The sequence below is a fragment of the Nocardioides sp. genome (assembly GCF_004803405.1).
Taxonomy (GTDB): domain Bacteria; phylum Actinomycetota; class Actinomycetes; order Propionibacteriales; family Nocardioidaceae; genus Nocardioides; species Nocardioides vastitatis.
The window spans coordinates 1-25,316 of the sequence record NZ_SSXI01000039.1; the positions used below are offsets into that span (position 1 = coordinate 1).

Sequence of the window (25,316 nt, forward strand, 5' to 3'; positions counted from 1 at the left end):
CCGCCTCCCGCAGCGCGTGGCAGTCGGTCTCGTGCTCGCCCGGGTGCACCAGCACGTCGAGGGTGGGCAGTGCCACCGTCAGGTCGCTGATGCCCAGCGGCCCGGTGAAGCGGGCCCCCGGCAGCCGGCGCGCCAGCCAGTCCCGCTCGGGTCCGCCGCCGATCAGCACGGGACGGATGCCACGCACGGCTGCGAGGGCGGCGAGGCGTCGTACTCCCGCCTGCTTGTTCAGGCCGCCGAGATAGCCGACGACCACCTGCGCACCGTCCTTGGACTTCGCCCGAGACCACGACGCGTGCAGCCACTGGTCGCGCAGCGCGGGAGTGAACGCGGCCGGGTCGACGCCGGGCTCCCAGAGCTCGGCATCGACGCCGAGCTCGGCGGCGCGCTGCACCATCCAGGGCGAGGTGACCACGACGCGGTCCGCGCGCTCCGCGATCTTCGCCCGCCAGTAGTCGGCCGAGAGGTCCAGCACGGGGGACTGCTCGACGACGATCGTCGGGACGCCGGAGCGGGCCGCGTGCTTGAGCGCCTTGCGGCCGACCGCGCGCGGCGAGTGGACCTGCACGAGGTCGGGGGAGAACGACTCGATCGCCGCGCGGACCTGGCCGCCGGCCGGCTCGAGCGGTCGCACCCGAACCACGTCGCAGCCCCGGTAGCTGCCCAGCCCGGGACCGGGTGCCACGATCCGCACGCTGTGGCCGCGGTCGACCAGCCGGTCCACGGTCGCCTTCAGCGTCGTGGTGGTGCTGTCGACGGCCGGGTAGAAGGTCTCGGTCACCAGGACGATCCTCATGTGCCCACGGTGGGCGAGGGGGATGGCGGGACCTTGAGGTGCGGGCGAGTCAGGGGTGTACGTCAGGTGAATCGTCGGACAGTGGCCCGAGTGTCCGCAGCGGCGGATCGCCGCGGGTGATCTGCTCGGCGACGCGGCGGATCCGGGCACCGCTCTCCCGCCAGGAGCCAGCCTCGCACTCCCAGTAGGGCCGGAAACCCCGCCGCGCCTCGATCCACCACTGCTTGCCCCGTGCGACGCGGGCCAACACGACGAAGGGGAGCAGCAGGAGGAGAAGAAGCGCCTCTGCGACGAAGAACACGCCGATCGTGACGATGGGCAGGACCAGGATCCCGATGACGAACAGCACCAGGAGGCTGACCGGGCCGTCGGCGGCATCGATCCAGAGGTCGGGTCCGAGACCCCGTCGCCGCGGTCGCCACGGCAGCCAGCGTCGGGTCACGCGCCACGTCTCGCCGGAGGGATCCTGCACCTTCACGCCGACAGCCTAGGGACGCCAGGCGGGCGGCGGTGCTGAAAACCCTGTCCGGGACACCGCGTGACATATGCCACGGCGTCGAGACCCCCGAAGGCCTCTACGATCAGGATTCATGACAGATCCCGAGGTGGGGGCGCCGCTGGCGCTCGCCACCGAGCAGGACCAGCACACGCAGTCGGAGTGGGAGGCGGCCGCGGCCGCCGTGCTCCGCAAGACCCGCACGCTCGGCGCGGACGACCCCGACAGCCTGGTGTGGGAGAAGCTGACCCGCACCACGCTCGACGGCATCCCGGTCACCCCGCTCGGCCTGCCGACCCACCTCGAGGCGCTCCGGACGACCGGTCGCCCCACCCGGGCCGGCGCGTGGGACATCCGCGCCCGCCTCGCTGGTGACGACGCCAAGCTGCTCAACGAGCACGCGTTGACGGACCTCGACGGGGGTGTCACCTCGCTGTGGGTCCGGGCCACGCCCGAGACCGACTTCCGCACCCTGCTGGACGGGGTGCTGCTCGACCTGGCCCCGGCCGTTCTCGAGCCCGCGGGCGATCCGGTCGCGGTGGCGAAGGCGTTCCTCGAGCTCGCGACCGGCGACCTGCACGCCGACACCAACCTCGGCGTCGACCCGATCGGCGCCTCGCTGCGCGGACTCGTGGAGCCTGAGACCGCGGAGAACGTCGACCACGTCGTCGCGGTCGCCCGCCTCGCGACCCAGCATGGCGTCCGCGGCGTCGTCGTGGACGCGACCGCGGCCCACGACCTCGGCGCCAGCGACGCGCAGGAGCTCGGCTACAGCGTCTACGCCGGCGTGACCTACCTGCGGGTGCTCACCGGCGCCGGGTACGAGCTGGCGGACGCGGCTCGGCTGATCGAGTTCCGCTACGCCGCCACCGACGAGCAGTTCCCGACGATCGCGAAGCTGCGCGCGGGCCGCCGTCTCTGGGCGCGGGTCCTGGAGCTCTCCGGCCTCGAGCCCGGCGCGGCCGAGCAGCGGCAGCACGCGGTGACCAGTCGCCCGATGCTCAGCAAGTACGACCCCTACGTCAACATGCTGCGCACCACGGTGGCTGCCTTCGCCGCCGGTGTCGGCGGCGCGGACGCGGTGACGGTGCTGCCGTTCGACAGCCCGCTCGGCCAGCCGGACGCGTTCGGTCGACGGATCGCTCGCAACGTGTCGCACCTGCTGATCGACGAGTCCCACGTGCACGAGGTGGCCGACCCGGCGGGCGGGGCGTACGCAGTCGAGAAGCTCACCGACGACCTGGCGGCCGCCGGGTGGGCGGAGCTCGGCGAGCTGGAGACCACCGGGCTCGACGCGTTCCGGACCCGGGTCGGCGAGGTCGCCGCGAAGCGCGAGGCCGAGATCGCCCGGCGCAAGCGGCCGATCACCGGCCTGACCGAGTTCCCGAACCTCGCCGAGTCCCTCCCGGCCCGGGAGCCCAACCCGACCGAGCCCGACGTGCGCCGCTACGGGGCGTCCTTCGAGGCGCTGCGGGACGAGCCTGCCACGAGCCCGGTGTTCCTCGCGACGCTCGGCACCATCGCCCAGCACACGGCCCGGGCCACCTTCGCGAGCAACCTCTTCGCCGCGGGCGGCATCGCGGTCGAGGTCGCCGGGCCGACCGGAGGCGTGGACGACCTCCTGGCGTCGTACGACGGCCAGTCGGTCGTGTGCCTCGCCGGCACCGACCACGCCTACGCCGAGTGGGGCGCAGCGGCTGCTGCCGCGCTCCGTGGGGCGGGTGCCCAGCACGTGATCGTCGCCGGCCGGCCGACCGCCCTGGGCGACGAGCAGAACGTGGACGACTCCTGCGCGGTGGGTGTCGACGCCCTCGCGTTCCTGACCCGCACGAGGGAGAAGCTGGCATGAGCATTCCCGATTCGTTCGCCGGCCTGCCGCTCTCGGAGGTCGAGGAGGCCGCGCAGCGGCCGCCACGCGACCTGGGCCAGCTGCACGGCGACCTCGAGTCCTGGCGCGCCCCCGAGGGCATCGAGATCAAGCCGTCCTACGGGCCTGCCGACCTCGAGCGGCTGGACGCGCTCGACACCTTCCCGGGCCTGAGCCCGTTCCTGCGCGGGCCCTACCCGACGATGTACACCACCCAGCCGTGGACGATCAGGCAGTACGCCGGCTTCTCCACGGCTGAGGAGTCCAACGCCTTCTATCGCCGCAACCTCGCGGCGGGCCAGAAGGGGCTCTCCGTCGCGTTCGATCTCGCCACCCACCGTGGCTACGACTCCGACCATCCGCGCGTCCGCGGAGACGTCGGCATGGCCGGCGTGGCGATCGACTCGATCTACGACACCCGGACCCTCTTCGACGGCATCCCGCTGGACCAGATGTCGGTGTCGATGACGATGAACGGCGCCGTACTGCCGGTGCTCGCGCTCTACATCGCTGCGGCCGAGGAGCAGGGGGTGAAGCCGGAGCAGCTGAGTGGGACCATCCAGAACGACATCCTCAAGGAGTTCATGGTCCGCAACACCTATATCTACCCGCCGGCGCCGAGCATGCGGATCATCTCCGACATCTTCGCGTTCACCTCCCAGCACATGCCCCGGTTCAACTCGATCTCGATCTCCGGCTACCACATGCAGGAGGCCGGGGCGACCGCCGACCTCGAGCTCGCCTACACGCTGGCCGACGGCGTGGAGTACATCCGCGCCGGTCTCGAGTCGGGTCTCACCATCGACCAGTTCGCGCCGCGACTCTCCTTCTTCTGGGCGATCGGCATGAACTTCTACATGGAGGTCGCCAAGATGCGCGCGGCCCGGGCGCTGTGGAGCGGGCTGGTCCGACAGTTCGACCCACAGAACCCGAAGAGCCTCAGCCTGCGCACGCACAGCCAGACCTCGGGCTGGTCGCTCACCGCGCAGGACGTCTTCAACAACGTCGGCCGGACCTGCATCGAGGCGATGGCGGCGACCCAGGGCCACACCCAGTCGCTGCACACCAACGCCCTCGACGAGGCGATCGCGCTGCCGACCGACTTCTCGGCGCGGATCGCCCGCAACACCCAGCTGGTGCTGCAGCAGGAGAGCGGGACCACGCAGACGATCGACCCGTGGGCCGGCTCCTACTACGTCGAGAGGCTGACGCACGACCTCGCCGAGCGTGCCTGGGCCCACATCCAGGAGGCCGAGGCGGCCGGAGGCATGGCCGCCGCGATCGAGCAGGGCATCCCGAAGATGCGCATCGAGGAGGCGGCGGCGCGGACCCAGGCGCGGATCGACTCGGGCGCCCAGAAGGTGATCGGCGTCAACACCTACCGGCTGCAGGCCGAGGACCCGCTCGACGTGCTCAAGGTCGACAACGACGAGGTCTACCGTCAGCAGCTGGCCAAGCTCGAGCGGCTGCGCGCGGAGCGTGACCACGGCGAGGTCGACGCCGCCCTGCGGGCGTTGACCCGCAGCGCCGACACCGGCGAGGGCAACCTGCTCGAGCTGGCCGTCGACGCCGCCCGCCACAAGGCGACGGTCGGGGAGATCTCCGACGCCCTGGAGAAGGTCTACGGCCGCCACCAGGCCGTGATCCGTACCATCTCCGGCGTGTACCGCGACGAGGCCAACGAGGCCGGTGACACCCTGCTCGGCCAGGTGCGCCAGGCGACCGACGAGTTCGCCGAGGCCGAGGGGCGCCGTCCGCGGATCCTGGTCGCCAAGATGGGCCAGGACGGCCACGACCGCGGCCAGAAGGTCGTCGTCTCGGCCTTCGCCGACATGGGCTTCGACGTCGACGTGGGCCCGCTGTTCTCCACCCCCGAGGAGGTCGCGCAGCAGGCGATCGACGCCGACGTCCACATCGTCGGTGTCTCCTCGCTGGCCGCCGGCCACCTCGCCCTGCTCCCCGCGCTGAAGAACGCGCTGGCGGACCAGGGCCGGGAGGACATCATGGTGGTCATCGGCGGCGTCATCCCTCCCGACGACGTCCCCACGCTGAAGGAGATGGGCGCGGCCGCGGTGTTCCTGCCCGGCACCGTCATCGCCGAGTCCGCGCTCGACCTGCTCGCCAAGCTGCGCGACCAGCTCAACCACTGATGGACGCGGTCCCTGAGGTGCCGAGGGACGACGAGGCTTCTCGCAGGGTCGAGCGGCTGCTGGACGGCATCCGCGCGGGCAGGCGCGCGCCGACGTCGCAGGCGATCACGCTCGTCGAGTCCACCAGCCCGCGTCATCGCGAGGCGGCGCGTGAGCTGCTGGGCGCGCTCGCGTCGACGCCGCCGGAGCCCCCGGCGGTGCGGGTCGGGATCTCCGGCGTGCCCGGCGTCGGCAAGTCGACCTTCATCGAGGCGCTGGGCAGCCGGCTCACCGCGGAGGGCCACCGGGTCGGCGTGCTCGCCGTGGACCCGTCCAGCGTGCGCACCGGCGGGTCCGTGCTCGGCGACAAGACCCGGATGGCGCGGCTCTCCGCAGACCCGAACGCCTTCATCCGGCCCTCTCCGTCCGCCGGGACGCTCGGTGGCGTCGCCCGCGCCACGACGCAGGCGATGGCCGTCCTCGAGGCCGCGGGGTACGACGTCGTGCTGGTGGAGACGGTCGGAGTCGGCCAGTCCGAGGTGACCGTGGCCGGCATGGTCGACACCTTCCTCTTCCTCACCCTCGCCCGGACCGGCGACCAGCTGCAGGGGATCAAGAAGGGCATCCTGGAGCTCGCCGACGTGATCGCGGTGAACAAGGCGGACGGCGACCGGGAGCAGGAGGCGCGGGCGGCGGCCCGCGAGCTCGCCGGTGCGCTCCGTCTGGTCCGTGGGCACGACGAGTGGGCGCCCCCGGTGGTCACCTGCTCGGGCCTGACCGGAGCACGGGTCGAGGAGGTGTGGGCCCAGGTGCTCCAGCACCGCGCCCACCTCGGCGTCGACGGCCTGGTTCGCAAGCGCGCGGAGCAGCAGCTGGACTTCACCTGGGCGCTCGTGCGGGACGAGCTCGACCAGCGGCTGCGTCACTCGCCGGGGGTGCGGGCGGTGCGCGAGGAGGTGCGTGCCGCTGTGCTCTCCGGAGCGCTCACCGCGCCGCTCGCAGCCGATCGGATCCTGGCCGCATACGACTCGGAATGACGGCGTAGGTTGAGGGGATGGACCATCGCGACGCCTCCGACCTGCTTCGGCTGATCGGCTCGGTCGTCGAGAAGTACGACGACGACCTGGTCGAGTTCCGACGTGACCTGCACCGGCACCCCGAGCTCTCCTGGGAGGAGCGCCGCACGACCGACCGGGTCATCGAGCGGCTCGAGCGCACCGGCTGGCGGATCACCCCGACGCCGCGAAGCGGCGCGATCGCCGAGATCGGCGACGACGGACCACTCGTCGCGCTGCGCGCGGACCTCGACGCCCTGCCGGTCGCGGACCTGATCCCCGATCCCTGGCGCAGCGAGGTCGACGGCGTCGCCCATGCCTGCGGGCACGACGTGCACACGACCGCCCTCCTGGGTGCGGCGGACGCGCTGGCCGAGGCTCATCAGCAGGGGCTGCTGCACGGACGTGTCCGGCTGCTGTTCCAGCCGGCTGAGGAGGTCATGCCCGGCGGCGCCAAGCACCTCATCCGCCACGGCGCGATCGAGGGTGTCGAGCGGATCTTCGCGCTGCACTGCGACCCGTCCGTGGACGTGGGCACCGTCGGCCTGCGCACGGGGGCGATCACCAGCGCGGCCGACCGGATCGACGTACGCCTCGAGGGGACCGGCGGGCACACCTCGCGCCCCCACCTCACAGGTGACCTGACGTTCGCGCTGGCCAAGATCACCAGCGAGCTGCCGGCCGTGCTGAGCCGCCGGATGGACCCCCGGGCCGGAGTGAGCGTGGTGTGGGGCGTGCTCCGCGCGGGCTCGGCGCCGAACGTGATCCCGGACCACGGCATCGCCGGAGGCACGGTCCGGATCCTCGACGCCGGCGCCTGGGCCGCGTGCGAGGCCGTCGTCCGCGAGGCGGTCCTCGACATCGTCCGGCCGTACGGCGTGACCGCATCGGTGGACTACCTCCAGGGCGTCCCCCCGGTGGTGAACGATCCGGTCAGCGTCGCCATGGTCGGCGCGGCGGCCGACGAGCTGCTCGGCCTGCACCCACGCATCGAGGTGCCGCAGAGCCTCGGCGGCGAGGACTTCGGCTGGTACACCGAGGAGGTGCCCGGCGCCATGCTCCGGCTCGGCACGCGCACCCCCGGCGGTGCGACCTTCGACCTGCACCAGGGCGACTTCCAGATCGACGAGCAGGCGATCGGCGTCGGGGCGCGCGCCCTCGCCGGAGCGGCGGCGCGCGCGCTCGCTCAGTCCTTGCGGTAGGGAATGCCGTCCGCCGCCGGAGCGCGGGAGTGCCCGACCAGGCCCGCCACGGCGACGATCGTCACGATGTACGGCAGCATCAGCATGAACTGGCTGGGCACGGGCGACCCGAGAACCGACAGCACCCCGGACAGGTTGGTCGCGAAGCCGAACAGCAGCGCCGCGAGCGTCGCGCGGATCGGGTCCCACCGGCCGAAGATCACCGCGGCCAACGCGATGTAGCCAGCGCCGTCCGTCATCTCGCGACCGAACTGGGGAACGGCGACCAAGGTGTACGTCGCACCTCCGGCGCCGGCGATCAACCCGCCGATGAGCAGGGTGGTGTAGCGGGTGCGGTTGACCTTGATGCCCACCGTGTCGGCGGCCTTCGGGTGCTCGCCGACGGCGCGCACCCGAAGGCCCCACTTGGTGCGGTAGAGCGCCCAGGCGACGACCGCGACCGCGGCGTACATCAGGTAGACCAGGATGGTCTGCCGGAACAGGACCGGCCCGACCACCGGGATCTCGCCGAGCAGCGGGATCGGGATGCGCGAGAAGTGCGGCGGGTTGTTCAGGCCCTGCGGGTTCTCGGCCATCACCTGCGAGAACAGGAAGCTGGTGAGGCCGATGACGAGCACGTTGAGCACGACGCCGACGATCACCTGGTCGACGAAGTAGGTGATCGTGAAGAAGCCGAGCGCGAGCGCCACCATTGCGCCGGCGAGCATGGCTGCGACGAGCCCGCCCCACGAGGATCCCGCCATCGAGCCGATCAGCGCTGCGGCGAACGCGCCGAAGAGCAGCTGTCCGTCGATCGCGATGTTGACCACGCCGGCCCGCTCGCCGAGGACGCCACCCAGGGCGCCGAAGACGAGGGGTACGGCGAGTGCGATGGATCCGCCCAGCAGGCCGATCACGGGGACGGCCTCGCCCGCGGCCGCCCAGCAGAGGAAGCCGGTCATCGCGAAGACGGAGAAGACCGCGATCAGCCACAGGGGAGTACGTCGACCGCGGCTGACGAGCACGGCGGAGACGGCGGTGCACACCGCGAGCAGCACGACCATGGTGGTCGTGCCGGCGGTCGAGGACACCGCGACCTCAGGCAGCTCGAACAGGTCGGTGTCGACCGCGAGCCGGAAGGTGGTCTCGCCGCGGCGGCTCTTGAGCGCGACCAGCAGGAGGACCAGCAGCGTGACGACCGCGAAGAGGATCGGCGTCTTCAGCAGTCCGCGGGTCGACGTCGCGGTGCCGATGCCCTCGGCATTCGCCGGGACCGGGATCTCGGTGGTCGTGCTCATGCGGTCGCCCCCCTCTTCGGCAGGTGGAACATCGCGCGCACCAGCGGGGGAGCGGCGATGAACAGGACGATCAGCGACTGGACGACGAGGACGATGTCGACCGGGATGCCCTCGGACGCCGACATCGCGAAGCCGCCGGACTTCAGAGCGCCGAACAGCAGGCCGGCGGCGAGGATGCCCAGCGGCCGCGACCGCCCGAGCAGGGCGACGGTGATGGCGTCGAAGCCGATGCCCGCGTCGAGGTCGACGGTGACACCGCTGGTCACGGTGCCGAGCACCTGGTTGACCCCCGCGAGACCGACCAGGCCGCCCGCGATCAGCATCACGACCGTGTAGGTCCGGCCCACGTCGATGCCGGCGGCGCGCGCCGCCTCGGGGTTCTCCCCGACGGCCCGGAAGCGGAAGCCGAGCGCCGAGCGGTTGAGCAACCACCACACGAGGGCGACCGCCACCAGCGCCAGCACGAAGCCGAAGTGGAGGTTGAACCTGTCGCCGAGGAGCTTCGGCAGCACCGCGGACTCCGGCATCGCGGCGGACTTGGGGTTGCCCGATCCGGGCGCCTGCAGCAGGCCCTGCCTGGAGAGTGCGTAGAAGACCAGATAGAAGCCGACGTAGTTGAGCATGATCGTGACGATCACCTCGTGGGCGCCCGTCCTGGCCTTCAGCAGTCCGACGATGCCGGCCCACAGCGCGCCGGCCAGCACGCCCGCGGCCACGGCCAGCGGGAGGTGGAGGACGGTCGGGAGCTCGACGCTGACGGCGACCCAGCCGGCGGCAGCGCCGGCGAGCAGCATCTGGCCGCGGCCGCCGATGTTGAACAGGCCGGCGCGGAACGCGAGGCCGACGCCGAGCCCGGCGGCGATCAGGGGACCGGAGAACTTCAGCGTCTCGGTGAGCGGTCGGATCCGGGTCTCGAAGAGCTCCGCCTCGCCGTTGTAGATGGCGCCGCGGAACAACGCCGCGTAGGCGCCGGAGATGGCCTCCCAGACCGCCTCGAAGAAGTCACTGGGGCGGGCGCCGATGTACCCCGCCGCCGATCGCACCTGCTCGTCGGTGGCCAGGATCATGACCGACCCGACCAGGACCGCCAAGATCACGGAGAGGAACGCCACCATGGCGTGACCCGAGGCGATGTCGCGCAGGGTCGTGTGCCACAGGCTCGGCGGGGGCGGCGGCTCCGGCTCGGTGGCCTGGGGCGCGCCGGTCCCGGTATCGGAGACCTTCGGCTCGACCTCGTCGTTCACGCGGCGCTCCCCTCGGGCCGCTCGCCGGCCATCATCAGGCCCAGGGTCTCCCGCGGGGTGTCCGCCGGGACGATGCCCACCACGCGACCGCGGTAGAGCACCATGATCCGGTCGGAGAGCGCGGCGATCTCATCCAGCTCGGTGGAGACGAGGAGCACCGGCACACCCTTGTCGCGGGTCGCGACGACCTGCTTGTGGATGAACTCGATGGAGCCGACGTCCACGCCGCGGGTCGGCTGCGCGGCGACGAGCAGGCGGAGGTCGCGGGAGAGCTCACGCGCGACCACGACCTTCTGCTGGTTGCCGCCGGAGAGCTGTCCGGCGGTCGCCGCGATGCCGGGCGCGCGGACGTCGTACTCGACGAGCTTCTCGTTGGCGAACTGCTCCAGCACCTTGCGCTGGATGGTGCCCATCCGGTTGAACGGCTTGCTGCGGCTGCGGTTGAGCATCAGGTTCTCGGCGATCGTGAAGCCGGTGATCAGGCCGTCGACCTGGCGGTCCTCCGGGATCAGCCCGACGCCGGCATCGAGGACCCTTCGCACCGACCGCCCGACCAGCTCGCGGCCCTCGAGCCGGATGGACCCTTCGACATGGTGCTGGAGGCCGAGGATCGCCTCGGTGAGCTCGGTCTGCCCGTTGCCCTGGACGCCGGCGACGCCGAGCACCTCGCCGGCCGCGATGGAGAAGCTGATGCTGTCCAGATGGACGTGACCGCTGTCGTCGACGACGCGCAGGTCCTCCACGACGAGCGCCTCCGCACCAGGCTTCGCGGGCTCCTTGTGGACGGTGAGCTCGACCGGCCGGCCGACCATGAGCGCCGCCAGCTCGGCGTTGCTGGCGGTGGGGCTGGCCTCTCCGACGACCGCGCCACGCCGGATGACGGTGATCCGGTCCGCGATCGCGCGGACCTCGCGCAGCTTGTGGCTGATGAAGACGATCGCCGCGCCGGACTCCTTGAGCTGGCGCATGATCTCCATCAGCTCGTCGGTCTCCTGCGGGGTGAGCACGGCCGTCGGCTCGTCGAAGACCAGGACCTTCGCGTCCCGCGAGAGCGCCTTGATGATCTCGACCCGCTGCTGGACGCCCACGGGCAGGTTCTCCACGAGCGCGTCGGGGTTCACGTGGAAGCCGAACCGGTCGGAGATCTCGCGCACGCGGCGGCGCGCGGCGTCGACGTCGAGGGTGCCCGCGATGCCGGTGGACTCGTTGCCGAGCATCACGTTCTCGGCGACGGTGAAGACGGGCACGAGCATGAAGTGCTGGTGCACCATGCCGATCCCGGCGGCGATGGCGTCGCCCGGACCGGCGAACCTCTGGGGGACGCCGTCGAGGAAGATCTCGCCCTCGTCGGCGTGGTAGAGGCCGTAGAGGACGTTCATCAGCGTCGACTTGCCGGCGCCGTTCTCACCGAGGAGGGCGTGGATCTCGCCCGGCTCGACGGTCAGCGAGATCCGGTCGTTGGCGACCAGGGTGCCGAAGCGCTTGGTGATGCCCCGGAGTTCGAGCGTCATGGGGGAGATCCTCTCCGAGCGGACGAGCGAAAAGCCAGCGGACGCGGCCCGGGGGAGGTCGGCACACGGCCGACCTCCCCCGAGTCTGGAGTCGTCCTAGTTGTCGAGGTAGGAGGTGACCTCGATGTCGCCGCTGATGATGCCGGCCCTGATCTCGTCGAGCTCGCCCTGGAGCGAGTCGGAGATCTTGTCCTCGAAGTTGTGGAACGGCGCGATGCCCACGCCGTCGTTCTCGAGGTTGCCGACGTAGGCCTCGGGGTCGAACTCGTCGTTGCCCGCGGCCAGGACGGCCTCGTACGTCGACTGCTTCATGTTCTTGAGGATCGAGGTGAACACGACGTCCCGGGTGTTCGAGTCGGTCTCGAAGAAGTCGGCGTCCACGCCAATGAGGGCGACGTCCTTGCCGGAGTCCTCGATGGCGGTCAGCGCACCCTGGTAGATCGGGCCACCGACCGGCAGGATCACGTCGGCGTTCTGGTCGAGGATCTGCTTGGCGGTGTTGGTCGCCTTCTCATTGGCGTCGAAACCACCGGTGAAGACGCCCTTCTCGCCGCCCTGGTAGCCGACGAGCTTGACGGCCTTGCCCTTCTCCTTGGCGTAGTAGTCGACGCCCTGCTTGAAGCCGTCCATGAAGATCGTGACGGTGGGGAACGGCTGGCCGCCGTAGGTGCCGACGACGTTGGTCTTCGTGTAGTCCGCGGCGGCGTAGCCGGCGAGGAACGCGGCCTCGGCGGTGTTGTAGAGGATCGGCTTGATGTTCTCCGCGTCCTTCTCGCCGTCGAAGTCGTTGTCGGCCGCGTCGTCGATCAGGATGTACTCGACGTCCGGGTTGGCCTTGGCCGACTCGACGGTGGCGGCGGAGAGCGCGAAGCCGACGGTGACGATGGCGTCGCAGCCGGCGCTGACCAAGCCCTCGAGGTTGGGGCCGTAGTCCTGGTCACTGTTGGACTCGACGTCCTTGAACTCGCTGTTGAGCTCCTCGGCGGCCTGCTTGACGCCCTCGTAGCTGAGCTGGTTGAACGACTTGTCGTCGAACCCGCCTGCGTCGGACACGACGCACGGCAGGAAGTCGTTGGCGGCCTCCTCGCCCTCCTCCGGGGCCTCGCCACAGGCGGCCAGCGCCGCGCTCGCCATGAGTGCCACGGCGGCAGCCGCGGTCGTCCGCTTCCAGGTGTTCACAGATGTCCTCCAGATCGGCGCCCGGGCTCGGAGGCGCAGGGCAGCGGGATATGCATGGTGATGCTCCGCTGCATCCTGCACCCGCGCCTGCGCGGCAGGAAGCACATAGCCGAAAACGGTTACCAAGTTGGGACATTCCTTCGGCGACCATCCGCGGTCCTCTCGGCTCGGCTAGCGTGACGCCGTGGTCGACTGGGATGCCCTCCGCCAGGCCGCGACCGAGGTCGCGCAGCGTGCGTACGCGCCGTACTCCGGCTTCCGGGTGGGCGCGGCTGGGCTCGACCAGGACGGCCGCCTGGTCGTGGGCTGCAACGTCGAGAACGCCGGGTACGGCGTGACGCTGTGTGCCGAGTGCGGCATGATCTCGCAGCTCTACGCCACCGGCGGCACCCGGCTGACCCACGCGGTCTGCGTGAACGGCGGTGGTGACGTGATCATGCCGTGCGGTCGCTGCCGGCAGTTGCTGTACGAGGCCGGGGGCGCAGATCTGGAGCTGATGACCCCGGAGGGCGTGAAGCGGATGGACGAGGTCCTGCCCCTGGCGTTCGGGCCCGATGATCTCGCCTGACAGGATCGCCCGATGACGTCTCCTCATGACGCCGTCGAGGTGATCATCACCAAGCGTGACGGCGGCACCCTGACCACCAGCCAGATCGACTGGGTCGTCGACGCCTACACCCGCGGCACGGTCGCCGACGAGCAGATGTCCGCGCTGGCGATGGCGATCCTGCTCAACGGCATGGACCGTCGGGAGATCGCCGACTGGACCGGGGCGATGATCTCGTCGGGCGAGCGGATGGACTTCTCCGCCCTCTCGCGCCCCACGGCCGACAAGCACTCGACCGGTGGCGTGGGCGACAAGATCACGCTGCCGCTGGCACCGCTGGTGGCCGCGTGCGGTGTCGCCGTGCCGCAGCTGTCGGGCCGGGGACTCGGGCACACCGGGGGCACCCTCGACAAGCTCGAGTCGATCCCCGGCTGGCGGGCGTCGCTGAGCGCGGAGGAGATACTGGCGCAGCTGGAGACGGTCGGGGCGGTGATCTGCGCGGCCGGCGACGGGCTCGCTCCCGCGGACCGCAAGCTGTACGCGCTGCGTGACGTGACCGGCACCGTCGAGGCGATCCCGCTGATCGCCTCCTCGATCATGAGCAAGAAGATCGCCGAGGGCACCGGAGCACTGGTCCTCGACGTGAAGGTCGGCAGCGGCGCGTTCATGAAGTCCGTCGACCGGGCGCGGGAGCTCGCCCAGGTGATGGTCGCGCTGGGCACGGACGCCGGGGTCCGGACCGTCGCTCTGCTGACCGACATGGACACCCCGCTCGGCCTGACCGCGGGCAACGCGATCGAGGTCGCCGAGTCGATCGAGGTGCTCGCCGGTGGCGGCCCGGCCGACGTGGTGGAGCTGACCGTCGCGCTGGCGCGGGAGATGCTCGCCGCCGCGGGTCGCGACGACGTGGACCCGGCGGACAGGCTCGCCGACGGCTCCGCGATGGACGTCTGGCGGTCGATGGTCAAAGCCCAGGGCGGCGATCCCGACGCGGCCCTCCCGACGGCGCGAGAGACGCACGTCGTCGGCGCGCCGACCGCCGGCGTGCTGACCCGGCTGGACGCGATGGCCGTCGGCCTCGCCGCCTGGCGCCTCGGCGCCGGTCGCGAGCGCAAGGAGGCCCCCGTGCAGGCCGCAGCGGGGGTCACCTGGCACGCGCGGCCCGGTGACGTCGTACGAGCGGGTGAGCCGCTGTTCACCCTCCACACGGACACGCCCGAGCGGTTCGGTCGCGCCCTCGCCGCACTCGAGGGCGGGTACGACGTGTCGGCCCCCGACACGGCGTACTCGCCGCGGCCGCTGGTCATCGACCGCGTCGGGTAGGAATGCGCCATGGAACCCACACGCGGACTGCCGGACGACATCGTGAGGGCGGCGCCCAAGGTCCTCCTGCACGACCACCTCGACGGAGGGCTGCGGCCCGCAACGATCGTCCAGCTCGCGGCCGAGAGCGGCCACGCGCTCCCGGAGAGCGACCCGGAGGCGCTGGCGACCTGGTTCGCGCAGGCCGCTGACTCGGGTTCGCTGGAACGCTATCTCGAGACCTTCGCGCACACGGTCGGTGTCATGCAGTCGGCGTCGGCGCTGACCCGGGTGGCGCGCGAGTGCGTGGAGGACCTGGCGGCCGACGGCGTCGTGTACGCCGAGATCCGCTACGCCCCCGAGCTGCACGTCGACGGCGGGCTGGAGCTCGAGGAGGTGGTCGCAGCCATCCAGCAGGGCTTCGAGGAGGGCATGGCAGCGGCCGGTGAGCGGATCGTCGTCCGTCACCTACTGACCGCCATGCGCCAGGCGGCGCGGGCCAGGGAGATCGCCGACCTCGCGATCGAGTGGCGCGACCGTGGCGTGGTCGGCTTCGACATCGCCGGGCCGGAGGCGGGCTACCCGCCGACCCGCTTCATCGACGCGTTCGAGTTCCTCCAGCGGGAGAACTACCACTTCACCATCCACGCCGGCGAGGGCTTCGGTCTGCCCTCGATCTGGGAGGCCGTGCAGTGGTGCGGGGCGGATCGGCTGGGCCACGGGGTGCGGATCGTAGACGATATCAAGGTGGGAGAGGACGGCAGCGCCGAGCTGGGCCGCCTGGCGTCCTACGTCCGGGACAAGCGGATCCCGCTCGAGATGTGCCCGTCCTCGAACGTGCAGACGGGGGCGGCTCCGTCGCTCGGGGAACACCCGATCAAGCTGCTGGCGTCCCTTCGGTTCCGGGTCACCGTGAACACCGACAACCGACTGATGAGCCGGACCTCGCTGAGCCAGGAGTTCGGGCTGCTGAGCGAGACGTTCGGCTACGGGCTGCGCGAGATGGAATGGCTGACGGTGAACGCGATGAAGTCGGCCTTCATCCCCTACGACGAGCGCTACCGGATGATCACCGAGACGATCAAGCCGTGGTACGCCGAGCGCATGGACGGCTCCTAGGCCGGTGGGGTCGCGCTCCGAGTCGCGCGACTAGACCACGAACCAGACGTGGCTCCAGCCCGCGAGGTCGACCCGGTGGGCGGTCCACCTCGGCTCGGCAACCCCCACCAGTCGACCGCTCGCCGGGTCGAAGACCTCCACCCCGCCGTCGACGGCCGACACGGCGAGGACGACGTGCCGTGGAAGCCACCGGCTGCCGAGGTAGACCGCGACCGGCCGGCTCGCGAGCTGCGCCCGGAGCACGTCGTAGCCCACCTCCGGACGGGGGCGGGCGTTCACGGTGGCGACGCGCTCGCCCGCCAGGACGGCCAGGGTGTTCGCCAACGCCCACGGCGGTGTGCCGAGGGCGCGCGGCCACGGCAGCTGGAAGCGCTGGCGAGGGCTGAACGACGACGTCAGGAGACGGTGCGTGTGCTCGATCTCGGCGGCAGGGTCCGTGGGGCGGAAGCCCGGCTCGAGAAGGACGCGGGCGGCGAGGGCGACGGCGGCGCCGCAGGTCGTGCCGTCGGGCTGCCGGAGGTCGGCCGGGTCGAGGTCAGCGGGCCAACGCATGTTCGCCCTCCGTGTCGCGCAGCTCGGCGAACGCCTGGTCCCCGGTCGCGACACGACAGCCCACCGCCGTCGCGCGACGGACCACCTGGCGCTGGGCACGAGCAAGGGCGATCCCGCGGCGGAGCAGCACGAGCGGCGGCTTGCGGTGCTCCCGCAGGTCACGGGTGAGCCGGCGCCAGAAGGTCACGAGCGGGTGCTGCGTGATGCAGTACGCCGCTGCCAGCACCCCTGCGTCGCGGCACTCCTCGACGACCTCGGCCGCGAAGATCCCCTCGGCGCAGAACCGCGTCGCGCCGCGCAGGTCGAGATGCTGGCTCCCGGTGCGGCGGCTCTCTGCGATCGAGTACACCGGGATGTCGGCGACGCCGGTGCGGCACAGCTCGAGGAGCGCGGCGACCGCGTCCTCGTGGTGCCAGCTGCGCGGGTCGTCCCAGTCGACGGTGTTCGCGCTGTCCTCGTGGGTGCTCGCGATCCGTGGCAGCTCGGGCTCGTCGCCGTCCCGGTAGAAGTCGTCGAGCCGGAGGGTGGGCCAGCCGTAGGCCCGCTCGAGCCGTTCGGCGAGGCGGGACTTGCCGGCGCCTGACGGGCCGGCAAGGACGATGACGCGGGCAGGCACCGTCAGAGCCTACGACCTCGGCGGACGGGGTGACCCGGGAGGCGAATGTGCCCGATTCGCCGCGGCCGCACGCCACGAGGCGCATAGTGCTGGAAAGCGTCTCGGGACTCCGCGCGACGAGGGGGAGCGGGATGTCGGACATGGGGCTCGTGGTGGGCGGATACCAGCTGGTGGGCCGGGTCGGATCCGGCTCGACGGCCGCGGTGTGGAAGGCGATGGACCCGGGCCTGGGTCGTGCGGTCGCTCTCAAGCAGGTCCCGGCTGCGGCGGTCGAGCTGCTCCGGGCGGAGGCCGCCAGGCTGGCGCAGCTCGACGACCCGCACGTCGTGCAGGTCTACGGCTTCGTGGAGGAAGCTGGCGCGGCCTACCTGGTCGAGGAGTGGATCGACGGCGCGACGCTGTCGGAGGTGCTCGCCGCGGGAGGCCGGCTCAGTGTGCCGCAGGCCCTCGGTGTCGTACGCGGGTCCCTGCTCGGCTTGGCGCACGCCCACTCTCGTGGCGTCGTCCACGGCGACGTGTCGACCGGCAACATCCTCGTCGACGTCGAGGGCACCTCACGGCTGATCGACTTCGGCATCGGAGGATCGACGCCGGCCTACCGGTCGCCGGAGGCGGTGTCCGGGCCGCTCTCGCCCGCATCGGACGTGTACGCCGCGGCGGCGGTGCTGGTGCACCTGCTGACCGGACAGCGAGCTCCCGCAGCTGCGCCGGACCTTGGCAAGGTCGACCCGGGCATCCGGTCGGTGCTGAGCACGGCGCTCGCTGCCGATCCCGCGAGCCGCTATTCCGATGCAGCGGCGTTCCTGACCGCATTGGAGGAGGCGGCCGAAGAGACCTACGGCGCGGCGTGGTGGACCTCCGCCGGCGTCGGTGCCCTGGTCGCGCCTGCGGTCGCCACCCTGATGTCCGTCGGAGGTGGTTCCCTGGCCGGCGGTGCTGCGGTCGGGGGTGCCGGGGCCGGGAGTGCCGTCGGCGCGGCCGCCACTGGTCGTCGGGTGCCGTGGAAGATGCTCGTCGGGGCTGGGATCGCCGCTGTCGTGGTGGTGGCCGGCGCTGTGACAGCCGTGGCGCTCGCCGGCGGCGACGACTCCTCGGAGGAGCGCCGGTCGGGAGGGGCCGAACCGACGGACGACGGCGAGCAGGAGGAGGACGAGGAGGTCGACCCGGTCGTCGACACGGTGCCGAGCGGGAAGTTCACCTTCCGCCAGGTGGTGACGAAGTCGGACGACCCGACCTGGGCCAAGGTGGGCGACAGGGTGCAGGGGATCTGGACCATCACTCCCGACTGTCCGTCGGCCAGCGACTGCGGGGGCGCGATCAAGAACGCGACCGGCGGGTCCTTCCCCCTCACCTGGGACGGCACGGCGTTGACCCAGGCGGTCGAGGTCGGAACCGTGAAGGCTGAGTGCATTGACAACGTCACCGGAGAGCGGACAGGCCCGGTGACCCTGCGCGCGAAGCTCGTGCCGAACCCCGTCGTCTACACCGCGTCGGGCCCTGTGGATCCCGATACCGGCTTCGCCTCGTCGTACGTCGGCACCTACACCTACACCGAGCGGATCGTCTCCTACGAGAACCTGCTGGGTGGGCCGAGCCGTCCCCGGGACTGCCCGTTCCGCTCCAACGGCCAGATCAAGCACACGGCGACGTACAAGATCACGATCACCAGTGGCGCGGACCCCAAGGTCGCCAAGGCCGAGCGGAGACGGCTGGCGAGGGAGAAGCGGCAGGAGGGCAAGCGCTGAGCCTGCCGGTGCTGTGGGCGACCTTGTCCGACCAGGCAGCTCTGATGCGCAGGTCGTTCCGAGATCGCGTGGACCAGCCGGCCACGCTCCTCGGGCGTCAACCGGGGCCGGTAGCGGCACACTGGGCGGGTGACGACGACTGCCGCACTCGAGCGGGCCCGGGCATCCTTCGCCCGGCGCTCGTGGGGCAGCGCGTTCGAGGGGTTCGCCACGGCCGACGCGTCGACGCCGCTCGACCTGGACGACCTCGAGCGACTCGCCCTCGCCGCGTACCTGTGCGGCCGCGACGACGAATCCGCTCACGCGTGGACCCGCGCCCACCACGAAGCGATCCGCCGCGACGATCCGCAGCGGGCGGCTCGGAACGCCGTCATGATCGGATCCGGGCTGATGTTCCGGGGCGAGGCCGCGCCTGCGCTGGGATGGTTCGCACGTGCTGGGCGTGTCCTCGACGACTGTGGTGACTGCCCGGAGCGTGCGTGGCTGCTCATCTGGAAGGCCTTCGCGCAGATGTGGGGCGGAGATCCCGAGACGGCTCAACTCGCCTTCGTCGAAGGGACCGTCGCCGGCGAACGCATTCAGGACGCCGACCTGCTGACGATGGCGCGACTCGGCGACGGCATGTGCTTCATCCTGAGGGGCGAGGGTTCCGCTGGGATCGCGCTGCTCGACGAGGTCATGGTCGGGGTCACCTCCGGCGAGGTCTCGCCTATGTACGCCGGGATCGCCTACTGCACCGTGATCGCCGGCTGTTCGGAGCTGTTCGACGTCCGGCGGGCCAGGGAGTGGACGGCAGCGCTCGAACGCTGGTGCGAAGCACAGCCCGACCTCGTTCCCTTCCGCGGAAACTGCATGGTCCATCGATGCGAGCTCAAGCAGCTGGAAGGCGCCTGGACCGACGCGATGGCGGCCGCCCGGCAGGCCTGCGACTACCTGGCCGGCCCGGTCACCTGGGACACCCTCGGTTCGGCCTACTACCAGCTCGGCGAGCTGCAGCGGCTGCGGGGCGAGCTCGCCGAGGCCGAGGAGAGCTACCGCAGGGCGAGCGAGTCAGGCCGTCGTCCGGAGCCGGGCCTGGCGCTCCTCCGGCTCGCGCAAGGGCGCCACGACGCCGCCGCCGGCATCCTGCGGCGCGCGCTCGACGAGACGCGGGAGCCGCCCGCGCGCTTCCGCCTGCTCGCCGCGTACGTCGAGACGATGATCGCCTTGGGGGACGTCGCATCCGCCCGTGCGGGCGCCGACGAGCTCAACGAGATCGCCGTGGCCCTGGACGCTCCGTACCTGCATGCGACGGCGGCCTCGGCGGCAGGAGCGGTCCTGCTGGCGGAGGGTGACGCGGTTCCGGCGTTGCGCACGCTCCGCAGCGCGGGATCGGCATGGCGGGAGCTCGATGCTCCCTACGAGACGGCCCGGGTCCAGGTGCTCATCGGTCTCGCATGCCAGGCGCTGGGCGATGCGGAGACGTCCGCGCTCGAGCTCGACGGTGCGCGAAGGGTCTTCCAACAGCTGCAGGCCGAGCCGGACATCGAACGGCTGAACGTCCTCGCCCGACGACCGCGGGGCCCTGCGTCAGGCGGCCTGACGCCCCGTGAGCTCGAGGTCCTGCGGCTGGTCGCGTCCGGCATGACCAACCGGGCGATCGCGCGGGAGCTCGGCCTGTCGGAGAAGACGGTCGCCCGCCATGTCAGCAACACCCTCGTCAAGATCGGGGCACCCTCGCGCGCCGGGGCGACCGCCTACGCCTACGAGAACCGGCTGATCCAGCCGTGACGTGCGCAGAAGTACCCATGTCTCCGGACCCACTGCTGCACCGTTCGGCCGAAGCGCTCCGGCACCTGCCTGCCTAGCGTTCTTCTCCTCACCTCACAGGTAAGGAGCCGGTCATGACAGATCTGCAGCAGGCAAAGGAGCAGGGCGGGCAGACCGCGTCCGCCGAGGCGTGGGATGCCCTCGCGGCACAGTACGACGAGCACGTCGCACCCGGTGAGTCCGAGCTGGCCACCGCCGCACTGCGGTTGGCGGGCCTCCAGGAGGGCGCGGCGTTCCTCGACGTCGCCGCGGGACCGGGCGGCCTGAGCCTTCCGGCCGCCCGGCTCGGCGGCAGGGTGCTGGCGACCGACTGGTCCCCGAAGATGATCGAGCGCTTCAACGCGCGCGCGTCCGCCGAGGGCCTCGACGCCGAGGGCCGGGTGATGGACTGCCACGCGCTCGAGCTTCCCGACGACAGCTACGACGTGACCGGGTCGCTGTTCGGCGTCATGCTGGTCCCCGATCAGGCGCAGGCGCTGCGCGAGATGGTCCGCGTCACGAAGCCCGGCGGACGCGTGCTCATCATCGCCTACGGCGACCCCGCGGAGTTCGAAGCGCTGCACGTCTTCGTCAGTGCGGCACAGGCGGTGGTCCCGGAGTTCGAGGGACCGGCGGAGGACGAGCCTGTTCTCGAGTTCCAGGTGGCGGACCCGGAGGTCCTGCGGAGCCGGCTCGCCGATGCGGGCCTGACGAACGTCATCGTCGACACGAGCATCCAGGAGCAGATCACCGTCCAGTCCGGACGTCAGCTGTGGGACTGGTGTCTCGGCAGCAACCCGATTCCGGGGCTGCTGGTCGCAGATCTCACCGAGCGGCAGCGCGCGGACGTGATCGGAGTGCTCGACGGGATGATCCGCGAGCGCGCTCAGCGCACCGGTCACGCCGTGCTCACGGCCCCGCTGAACATCGGCGTCGGCACGACGACCGGCGCAGGATGAGTCACCGGCGCTGCGCTGCCGTCGCCGCACCCTGTCGCGGCCTCACACCCCGATCGGGTGCCAGACCGTCTTCGTCTCCAGGAACGCCGTCATCGGGGTCAGGCCCGGTTCGACCGTCCAGTCCGGCTCCGCGGCCGGCGCGCGTCGTACCCGCTTGACGTTGTCGGCCGCCGCGACCTCGAGCTCGGTGGCCAGTGCGGTGTCGCCCGCGACGCCGACGAGGTCGATCGCGTTGACGTCCATGTGGGCGGCCAGCCACGGGCCGAGCACCTGGGCGTCTCCGGTGAGCAGGTTGACCACGCCGCCGGGGACGTCGGAGGTGGCGAGCACCTCGGCGAAGGTGACCGCCGGCAGCGGTCGGGAGTACGACGACACGACGACCGCGGTGTTGCCGGTGACGATCACCGGAGCCACCGTGGCGACGAGGCCGAGCAGGGAGGAGCTCTGCGGGGCGAGGACTCCGACCACACCGGTCGGCTCGGGGGCGGTGTGGTTGAAGAACGGGCCGGCGACCGGGTTGGCGTTGCCGATCACCTGAGCGAGCTTGTCGGCCCAGCCGGCGTACCAGACCAGCCGGTCGACGGCGGCGTCCACCTGGCCACGGGCGGCTGCGGCGCTGGCCCCCTCGGACCGGCGGACCGCCTCCTCGAACTGCGGGCGTCGGTCCTCCATCACCTCGGCGATCCGGTACAGGACCTGGCCCCGGTTGTAGGCGGTGCGGCCTGCCCAGCCACCGAAGGCCTTGCGGGCGGCCACGACGGCGTCCCGGACGTCCTTCCGCGACGCCAGCGACGCGTTGGCCACGAACCTCCCCTTGCTGTCCAGCACCTCGTAGGAGTGGCCGGACTCGGAGCGCGGGAACGCGCCGCCGATGTAGAGCTTGTAGGTCTTGCGCACGTCGATCCGCGCCATCAGATCTCACCCTTCAGGTAGGACGCCAGGCCCTGCCGACCGCCCTCGCGGCCGTAGCCCGACTCCTTGTAGCCACCGAACGGGCTGGCCGGGTCGAACTTGTTGAACGTGTTGGCCCACACCACGCCGGCCCGCAGGTGCGAGGCCATGTGCAGGATCCTGGAGCCCTTGTCGGTCCACACGCCGGCGGAGAGCCCGTACGGCGTGTTGTTCGCCTTCTCGACCGCCTCGCTCGGCGTGCGGAAGGTGAGCACCGACAGCACCGGGCCGAAGATCTCCTCCCGGGCGATCCGGTGTGCCTGGGTCACGCCGGTGAACACCGTCGGAGGGAACCAGAACCCGGAGGACGGCAGGTCGCAGGACGGTGACCAGCGCTCGGCGCCCTCGGAGTCGCCGATCTCGGCCAGCTCGCGGATCCGGCCCAGCTGCTCGGCGGAGTTGATCGCGCCGATGTCGGTGTTCTTGTCGAGCGGGTCACCGATGCGCAGCGTCGACATCCGGCGCTTCAGCCGGCCCAGCACCTCCTCGGCGACCGACTCCTGGACCAGGAGCCGCGACCCCGCGCAGCAGACATGACCCTGGTTGAAGAAGATCCCACTCACGATGCCCTCGACCGCCTGGTCGATGGGTGCGTCGTCGAACACGATGTTGGCGGCCTTGCCGCCGAGCTCCAGGGTGACCTTCTTCTCCGACCCCGCCACGGCACGGGCGATCGCCTTGCCGACCTCGGTGGAGCCGGTGAAGGCGACCTTGTCGACGTCCGGGTGGGACACCACGGCGTGTCCGGTCGCACCGGCACCGGTGACGATGTTGACGACGCCCGGGGGCAGGTCGGCCTGCTGGCAGATCTCCGCGAAGAGCAGCGCGGTCAGCGGAGTGGTCTCCGCGGGCTTGAGCACCACCGTGTTGCCGCAGGCGAGCGCCGGCGCGACCTTCCACGCCAGCATCAGCAGCGGGAAGTTCCAGGGGATGACCTGGCCGGCGACGCCGTGCGGCTGCGGGTCCGGCCCGAGGCCGGCGTACTCGAGCTTGTCGGCCCAGCCGGCGAAGTAGAAGAAGTTCGCGGCGACCTGCGGCACGTCGACGTCGCGGCTCTCCTTGATCGGCTTCCCGTTGTCGATCGACTCCAGGACGGCCAGCTCCCGACCGCGCTCCTGGATGATCCGGGCGATCCGGAAGAGGTACTTGGCGCGCTCCTTGCCCGGCATCCGCGACCAGCCGCGGAACGCGCGCCGCGCCGCCCTCACCGCGCGGTCGACGTCGGCCGCGTCGGCCTCGGCGACCTCCGCGAGCGTCTCCTCGGTGGCCGGGTTGATGGTCTTGAACGACGAGCCGTGTCCGTCGACGAACTCACCGTCGATGAACAGGCCGTACGACGCCTTGATGTCGACGATGGCGCGCGACTCCGGCGCAGGTGCGTACTCGAATGCCATGAGCGATCAGTCCAGGGTGAAGTAGTCGGGACCGCTGTAGCGGCCGGTGGTCAGCTTGGTCCGCTGCATCAGCAGGTCGTTGAGGAGTGTCGAGGCGCCGAACCGGAACCAGTCCGGGGTGAGCCAGTCGTCGCCGGCGACCTCGTTGACCATGACGAGGTACTTGATCGCGTCCTTGGCGCTCCGGATGCCGCCCGCGGGCTTCACGCCGATCTGCACGCCGGTGGCCTCACGGAAGTCGCGGACCGCCTCGAGCATCACGAGCGTGACCGGCAGGGTCGCCGCCGGCTGGACCTTGCCCGTCGAGGTCTTGATGAAGTCGGCGCCGGCGAGCATCGCCAGCCACGACGCACGGCGGACGTTGTCGTAGGTCTGCAGCTCGCCGGTCTCGAAGATCACCTTCAGGTGCGCGTGGGAGCCGTCCGGCCGAACGCACGCCTCGCGGGTCGCCACGATCTCCTCGAACACCTGGAGGTAACGGCCCGACAGGAACGCGCCGCGGTCGATCACCATGTCGATCTCGTCGGCTCCCGCGGCCACGGCGTCGCGGGTGTCGGCGAGCTTCACGTCCAGCGACGCGCGGCCGCTCGGGAAGGCGGTGGCGACGGCGGCGACGTTGACCGCGTCGCCGACGATCGCCTTCACCTCACCGACCAGGTCGCCGTACACACAGACGGCGGCCACCGAGGGGCAGGTCGCGTCGGAGGGGTCTGGTCGTAGCGCCTTGCTGGCGAGGGCGCGGACCTTGCCGGCGGTGTCCTGGCCCTCGAGCGTGGTGAGGTCGACCATGCGGATCGCGAGGTCGATCGCCCACGCCTTCGAGGTGGTCTTGATGGAGCGCGTGCCGAGCCCGGCGGCACGAGCCTCGGCACCGACCTGGTCCACCCCGGGCAGCCCGTGCAGAAAGCGTCGGAGTGACGCCTCGCTGGTGGTCACCTCTGAGTAGGCCGCCGGTCCCGGTGACGGGTCGGCTGCGGCGGTGGTCGGCATCTGTCCAGCATAGGGTTGGGCGACGTGAGGGGCGAAGGTGACGGGCAGGCTGCCAGGTTCAGCAACGGCGGACGTGGGGTCGGCATCGTCGGGCTCGTCGGAGTCGGCATCTTCCTCGCCTACGGTGCCCTCGACGGCGACGCCCGGTTCGCTCCCTGGGGCTACACCCTGTGCCTGTTCGTCGGCGTCGCGATCTGGGTGGTGCTGGTGCGACCCACGCTGCGCGTGGAGGACGGCGTCCTGGAGCTCCGCAACATGCTCCACAGCCGGTGGATCCCGCTCGCTCGGGTGACCGACGTCAACATCACCCAGGTCACGGCCGTGGAGGCGGACGGCAGGAGGTTCGTCGGATCCGGCGTCAGCCGCACGCCGCGCCAGATCCGGCGCGACGCCCTCCGCGGGGGGGAGGGCCGGGCACAGGACCAGTCCTACGGGTGGGTCGTGCAGCACCGGCTCCGCCGGATGGCCGAGGACGCGCGCGACCTCACCGCCGAGGAGCCGCCGGCCACCCGCCGCACGTGGGCGTGGCCGGAGATCGTCGCGCTCGTCGGCCTCGCGCTGGCGACCGTCGTGCTCTGGCTGGCCTAGATCCCGGCG

The 25,316-nt window shown here is 71.4% G+C and carries 22 protein-coding genes; 11 read left to right on the forward strand and 11 right to left on the reverse strand.

The features are described 5' to 3' along the window. Together E7Z54_RS02780 and E7Z54_RS02785 are read right to left on the reverse strand one after the other, a co-directional pair. A partial coding sequence (locus tag E7Z54_RS02780) for a glycosyltransferase (protein WP_136431484.1) occupies positions 1–796 on the reverse strand: 796 nt, incomplete at its 3' end. Positions 797–845: 49 nt separating this feature from the next. Further along, positions 846–1,274 (reverse strand): hypothetical protein, encoded by a 429-nt coding sequence (locus E7Z54_RS02785; protein WP_136431485.1) that lies wholly within the window; start codon positions 1,272–1,274, stop codon positions 846–848. A 112-nt stretch (positions 1,275–1,386) separates the two neighbouring features. Between E7Z54_RS02785 and E7Z54_RS02790 the strand changes: the two genes are divergently transcribed. From E7Z54_RS02790 to E7Z54_RS02805, 4 genes are read left to right on the forward strand one after another with little or no spacing between them, the layout of a single operon-like run. After that, entirely contained in the window at positions 1,387–3,141 is a 1,755-nt protein-coding gene (locus E7Z54_RS02790) for a methylmalonyl-CoA mutase family protein (RefSeq protein ID WP_136431486.1), read from the forward strand. Next, on the forward strand, positions 3,138–5,309 hold the full coding sequence (gene scpA / locus E7Z54_RS02795) for a methylmalonyl-CoA mutase (RefSeq protein WP_136431487.1): 2,172 nt from the start codon (positions 3,138–3,140) through the stop codon (positions 5,307–5,309). Before E7Z54_RS02790 ends, scpA begins: the two co-directional genes overlap by 4 nt. Then, positions 5,309–6,325 (forward strand): methylmalonyl Co-A mutase-associated GTPase MeaB, encoded by a 1,017-nt coding sequence (gene meaB / locus E7Z54_RS02800; protein WP_136431488.1) that lies wholly within the window; start codon positions 5,309–5,311, stop codon positions 6,323–6,325. Before scpA ends, meaB begins: the two co-directional genes overlap by 1 nt. A gap of 17 nt (positions 6,326–6,342) precedes the next feature. Further along, positions 6,343–7,545, forward strand: a complete 1,203-nt coding sequence (locus E7Z54_RS02805; RefSeq protein ID WP_136431489.1) for an amidohydrolase — start codon at positions 6,343–6,345, stop codon at positions 7,543–7,545. On the opposite strand, the gene E7Z54_RS02810 is transcribed toward E7Z54_RS02805, so the two are convergent. From E7Z54_RS02810 to E7Z54_RS02825, 4 genes are all read right to left on the reverse strand, one after another. Continuing rightward, a complete protein-coding gene (locus E7Z54_RS02810) occupies positions 7,530–8,822 on the reverse strand; it encodes an ABC transporter permease (protein ID WP_136431490.1) in 1,293 nt (430 codons plus the stop codon). The genes E7Z54_RS02805 and E7Z54_RS02810 overlap by 16 nt on opposite strands. Next, positions 8,819–10,066, reverse strand: coding sequence for an ABC transporter permease (locus E7Z54_RS02815; protein ID WP_240769485.1), 1,248 nt, complete (start codon positions 10,064–10,066; stop codon positions 8,819–8,821). Before E7Z54_RS02815 ends, E7Z54_RS02810 begins: the two co-directional genes overlap by 4 nt. Next, positions 10,063–11,577: an ABC transporter ATP-binding protein gene (locus tag E7Z54_RS02820; RefSeq protein WP_136431491.1), complete on the reverse strand. Its 1,515-nt coding sequence runs from the start codon at positions 11,575–11,577 to the stop codon at positions 10,063–10,065. The genes E7Z54_RS02815 and E7Z54_RS02820 overlap by 4 nt, the downstream gene beginning before the upstream one ends. Before the next feature lie 96 nt (positions 11,578–11,673). Continuing rightward, positions 11,674–12,756: a BMP family lipoprotein gene (locus E7Z54_RS02825; RefSeq protein WP_240769486.1), complete on the reverse strand. Its 1,083-nt coding sequence runs from the start codon at positions 12,754–12,756 to the stop codon at positions 11,674–11,676. Positions 12,757–12,940: 184 nt separating this feature from the next. Between E7Z54_RS02825 and E7Z54_RS02830 the strand changes: the two genes are divergently transcribed. Genes E7Z54_RS02830 through E7Z54_RS02840 form a run of 3 tightly spaced genes read left to right on the forward strand, consistent with a single transcriptional unit; the run spans position 12,941 to position 15,724 of the window. Further along, positions 12,941–13,324 (forward strand): cytidine deaminase, encoded by a 384-nt coding sequence (locus tag E7Z54_RS02830; RefSeq protein ID WP_136431492.1) that lies wholly within the window; start codon positions 12,941–12,943, stop codon positions 13,322–13,324. Positions 13,325–13,336: 12 nt separating this feature from the next. Beyond that, entirely contained in the window at positions 13,337–14,626 is a 1,290-nt protein-coding gene (locus E7Z54_RS02835; RefSeq protein ID WP_136431493.1) for a thymidine phosphorylase, read from the forward strand. Positions 14,627–14,635: 9 nt separating this feature from the next. Continuing rightward, complete coding sequence (locus E7Z54_RS02840) at positions 14,636–15,724, forward strand: adenosine deaminase (protein ID WP_136431494.1); 1,089 nt, start codon at positions 14,636–14,638, stop codon at positions 15,722–15,724. A gap of 30 nt (positions 15,725–15,754) precedes the next feature. Here the strand turns inward: E7Z54_RS02840 and E7Z54_RS02845 are convergent, their stop codons facing one another. Continuing rightward, complete coding sequence (locus E7Z54_RS02845) at positions 15,755–16,276, reverse strand: hypothetical protein (protein WP_136431495.1); 522 nt, start codon at positions 16,274–16,276, stop codon at positions 15,755–15,757. Next, the gene (locus E7Z54_RS02850; RefSeq protein ID WP_136431496.1) at positions 16,260–16,892 is read right to left on the reverse strand and encodes an AAA family ATPase; all 633 of its coding nucleotides are present in this window, start codon (positions 16,890–16,892) and stop codon (positions 16,260–16,262) included. The genes E7Z54_RS02845 and E7Z54_RS02850 overlap by 17 nt, the downstream gene beginning before the upstream one ends. Before the next feature lie 131 nt (positions 16,893–17,023). On the opposite strand from E7Z54_RS02850, the gene E7Z54_RS02855 reads away from it, so the two are divergent. From E7Z54_RS02855 to E7Z54_RS02865, 3 genes are all read left to right on the forward strand, one after another. Continuing rightward, the gene (locus E7Z54_RS02855; RefSeq protein ID WP_136431497.1) at positions 17,024–18,637 is read left to right on the forward strand and encodes a serine/threonine-protein kinase; all 1,614 of its coding nucleotides are present in this window, start codon (positions 17,024–17,026) and stop codon (positions 18,635–18,637) included. 129 nt (positions 18,638–18,766) lie between these two features. Further along, a complete protein-coding gene (locus E7Z54_RS02860) occupies positions 18,767–20,407 on the forward strand; it encodes a helix-turn-helix transcriptional regulator (protein WP_136431498.1) in 1,641 nt (546 codons plus the stop codon). Positions 20,408–20,520: 113 nt separating this feature from the next. Continuing rightward, on the forward strand, positions 20,521–21,384 hold the full coding sequence (locus E7Z54_RS02865) for a class I SAM-dependent methyltransferase (protein WP_136431499.1): 864 nt from the start codon (positions 20,521–20,523) through the stop codon (positions 21,382–21,384). A 42-nt stretch (positions 21,385–21,426) separates the two neighbouring features. On the opposite strand, the gene E7Z54_RS02870 is transcribed toward E7Z54_RS02865, so the two are convergent. From E7Z54_RS02870 to deoC, 3 genes are read right to left on the reverse strand one after another with little or no spacing between them, the layout of a single operon-like run. Continuing rightward, a complete protein-coding gene (locus E7Z54_RS02870; RefSeq protein WP_136431500.1) occupies positions 21,427–22,296 on the reverse strand; it encodes an aldehyde dehydrogenase family protein in 870 nt (289 codons plus the stop codon). After that, positions 22,296–23,729 (reverse strand): aldehyde dehydrogenase family protein, encoded by a 1,434-nt coding sequence (locus E7Z54_RS02875; protein ID WP_136431501.1) that lies wholly within the window; start codon positions 23,727–23,729, stop codon positions 22,296–22,298. The genes E7Z54_RS02870 and E7Z54_RS02875 overlap by 1 nt, the downstream gene beginning before the upstream one ends. A 6-nt stretch (positions 23,730–23,735) precedes the next feature. Then, on the reverse strand, positions 23,736–24,719 hold the full coding sequence (deoC, locus tag E7Z54_RS02880) for a deoxyribose-phosphate aldolase (RefSeq protein WP_136431502.1): 984 nt from the start codon (positions 24,717–24,719) through the stop codon (positions 23,736–23,738). Between the two features lie 24 nt (positions 24,720–24,743). Here deoC and E7Z54_RS02885 point away from each other — a divergent pair, with 24 nt between their 5' ends. Further along, positions 24,744–25,307: a hypothetical protein gene (locus E7Z54_RS02885; protein WP_136431503.1), complete on the forward strand. Its 564-nt coding sequence runs from the start codon at positions 24,744–24,746 to the stop codon at positions 25,305–25,307. Positions 25,308–25,316 lie beyond the last annotated feature (9 nt).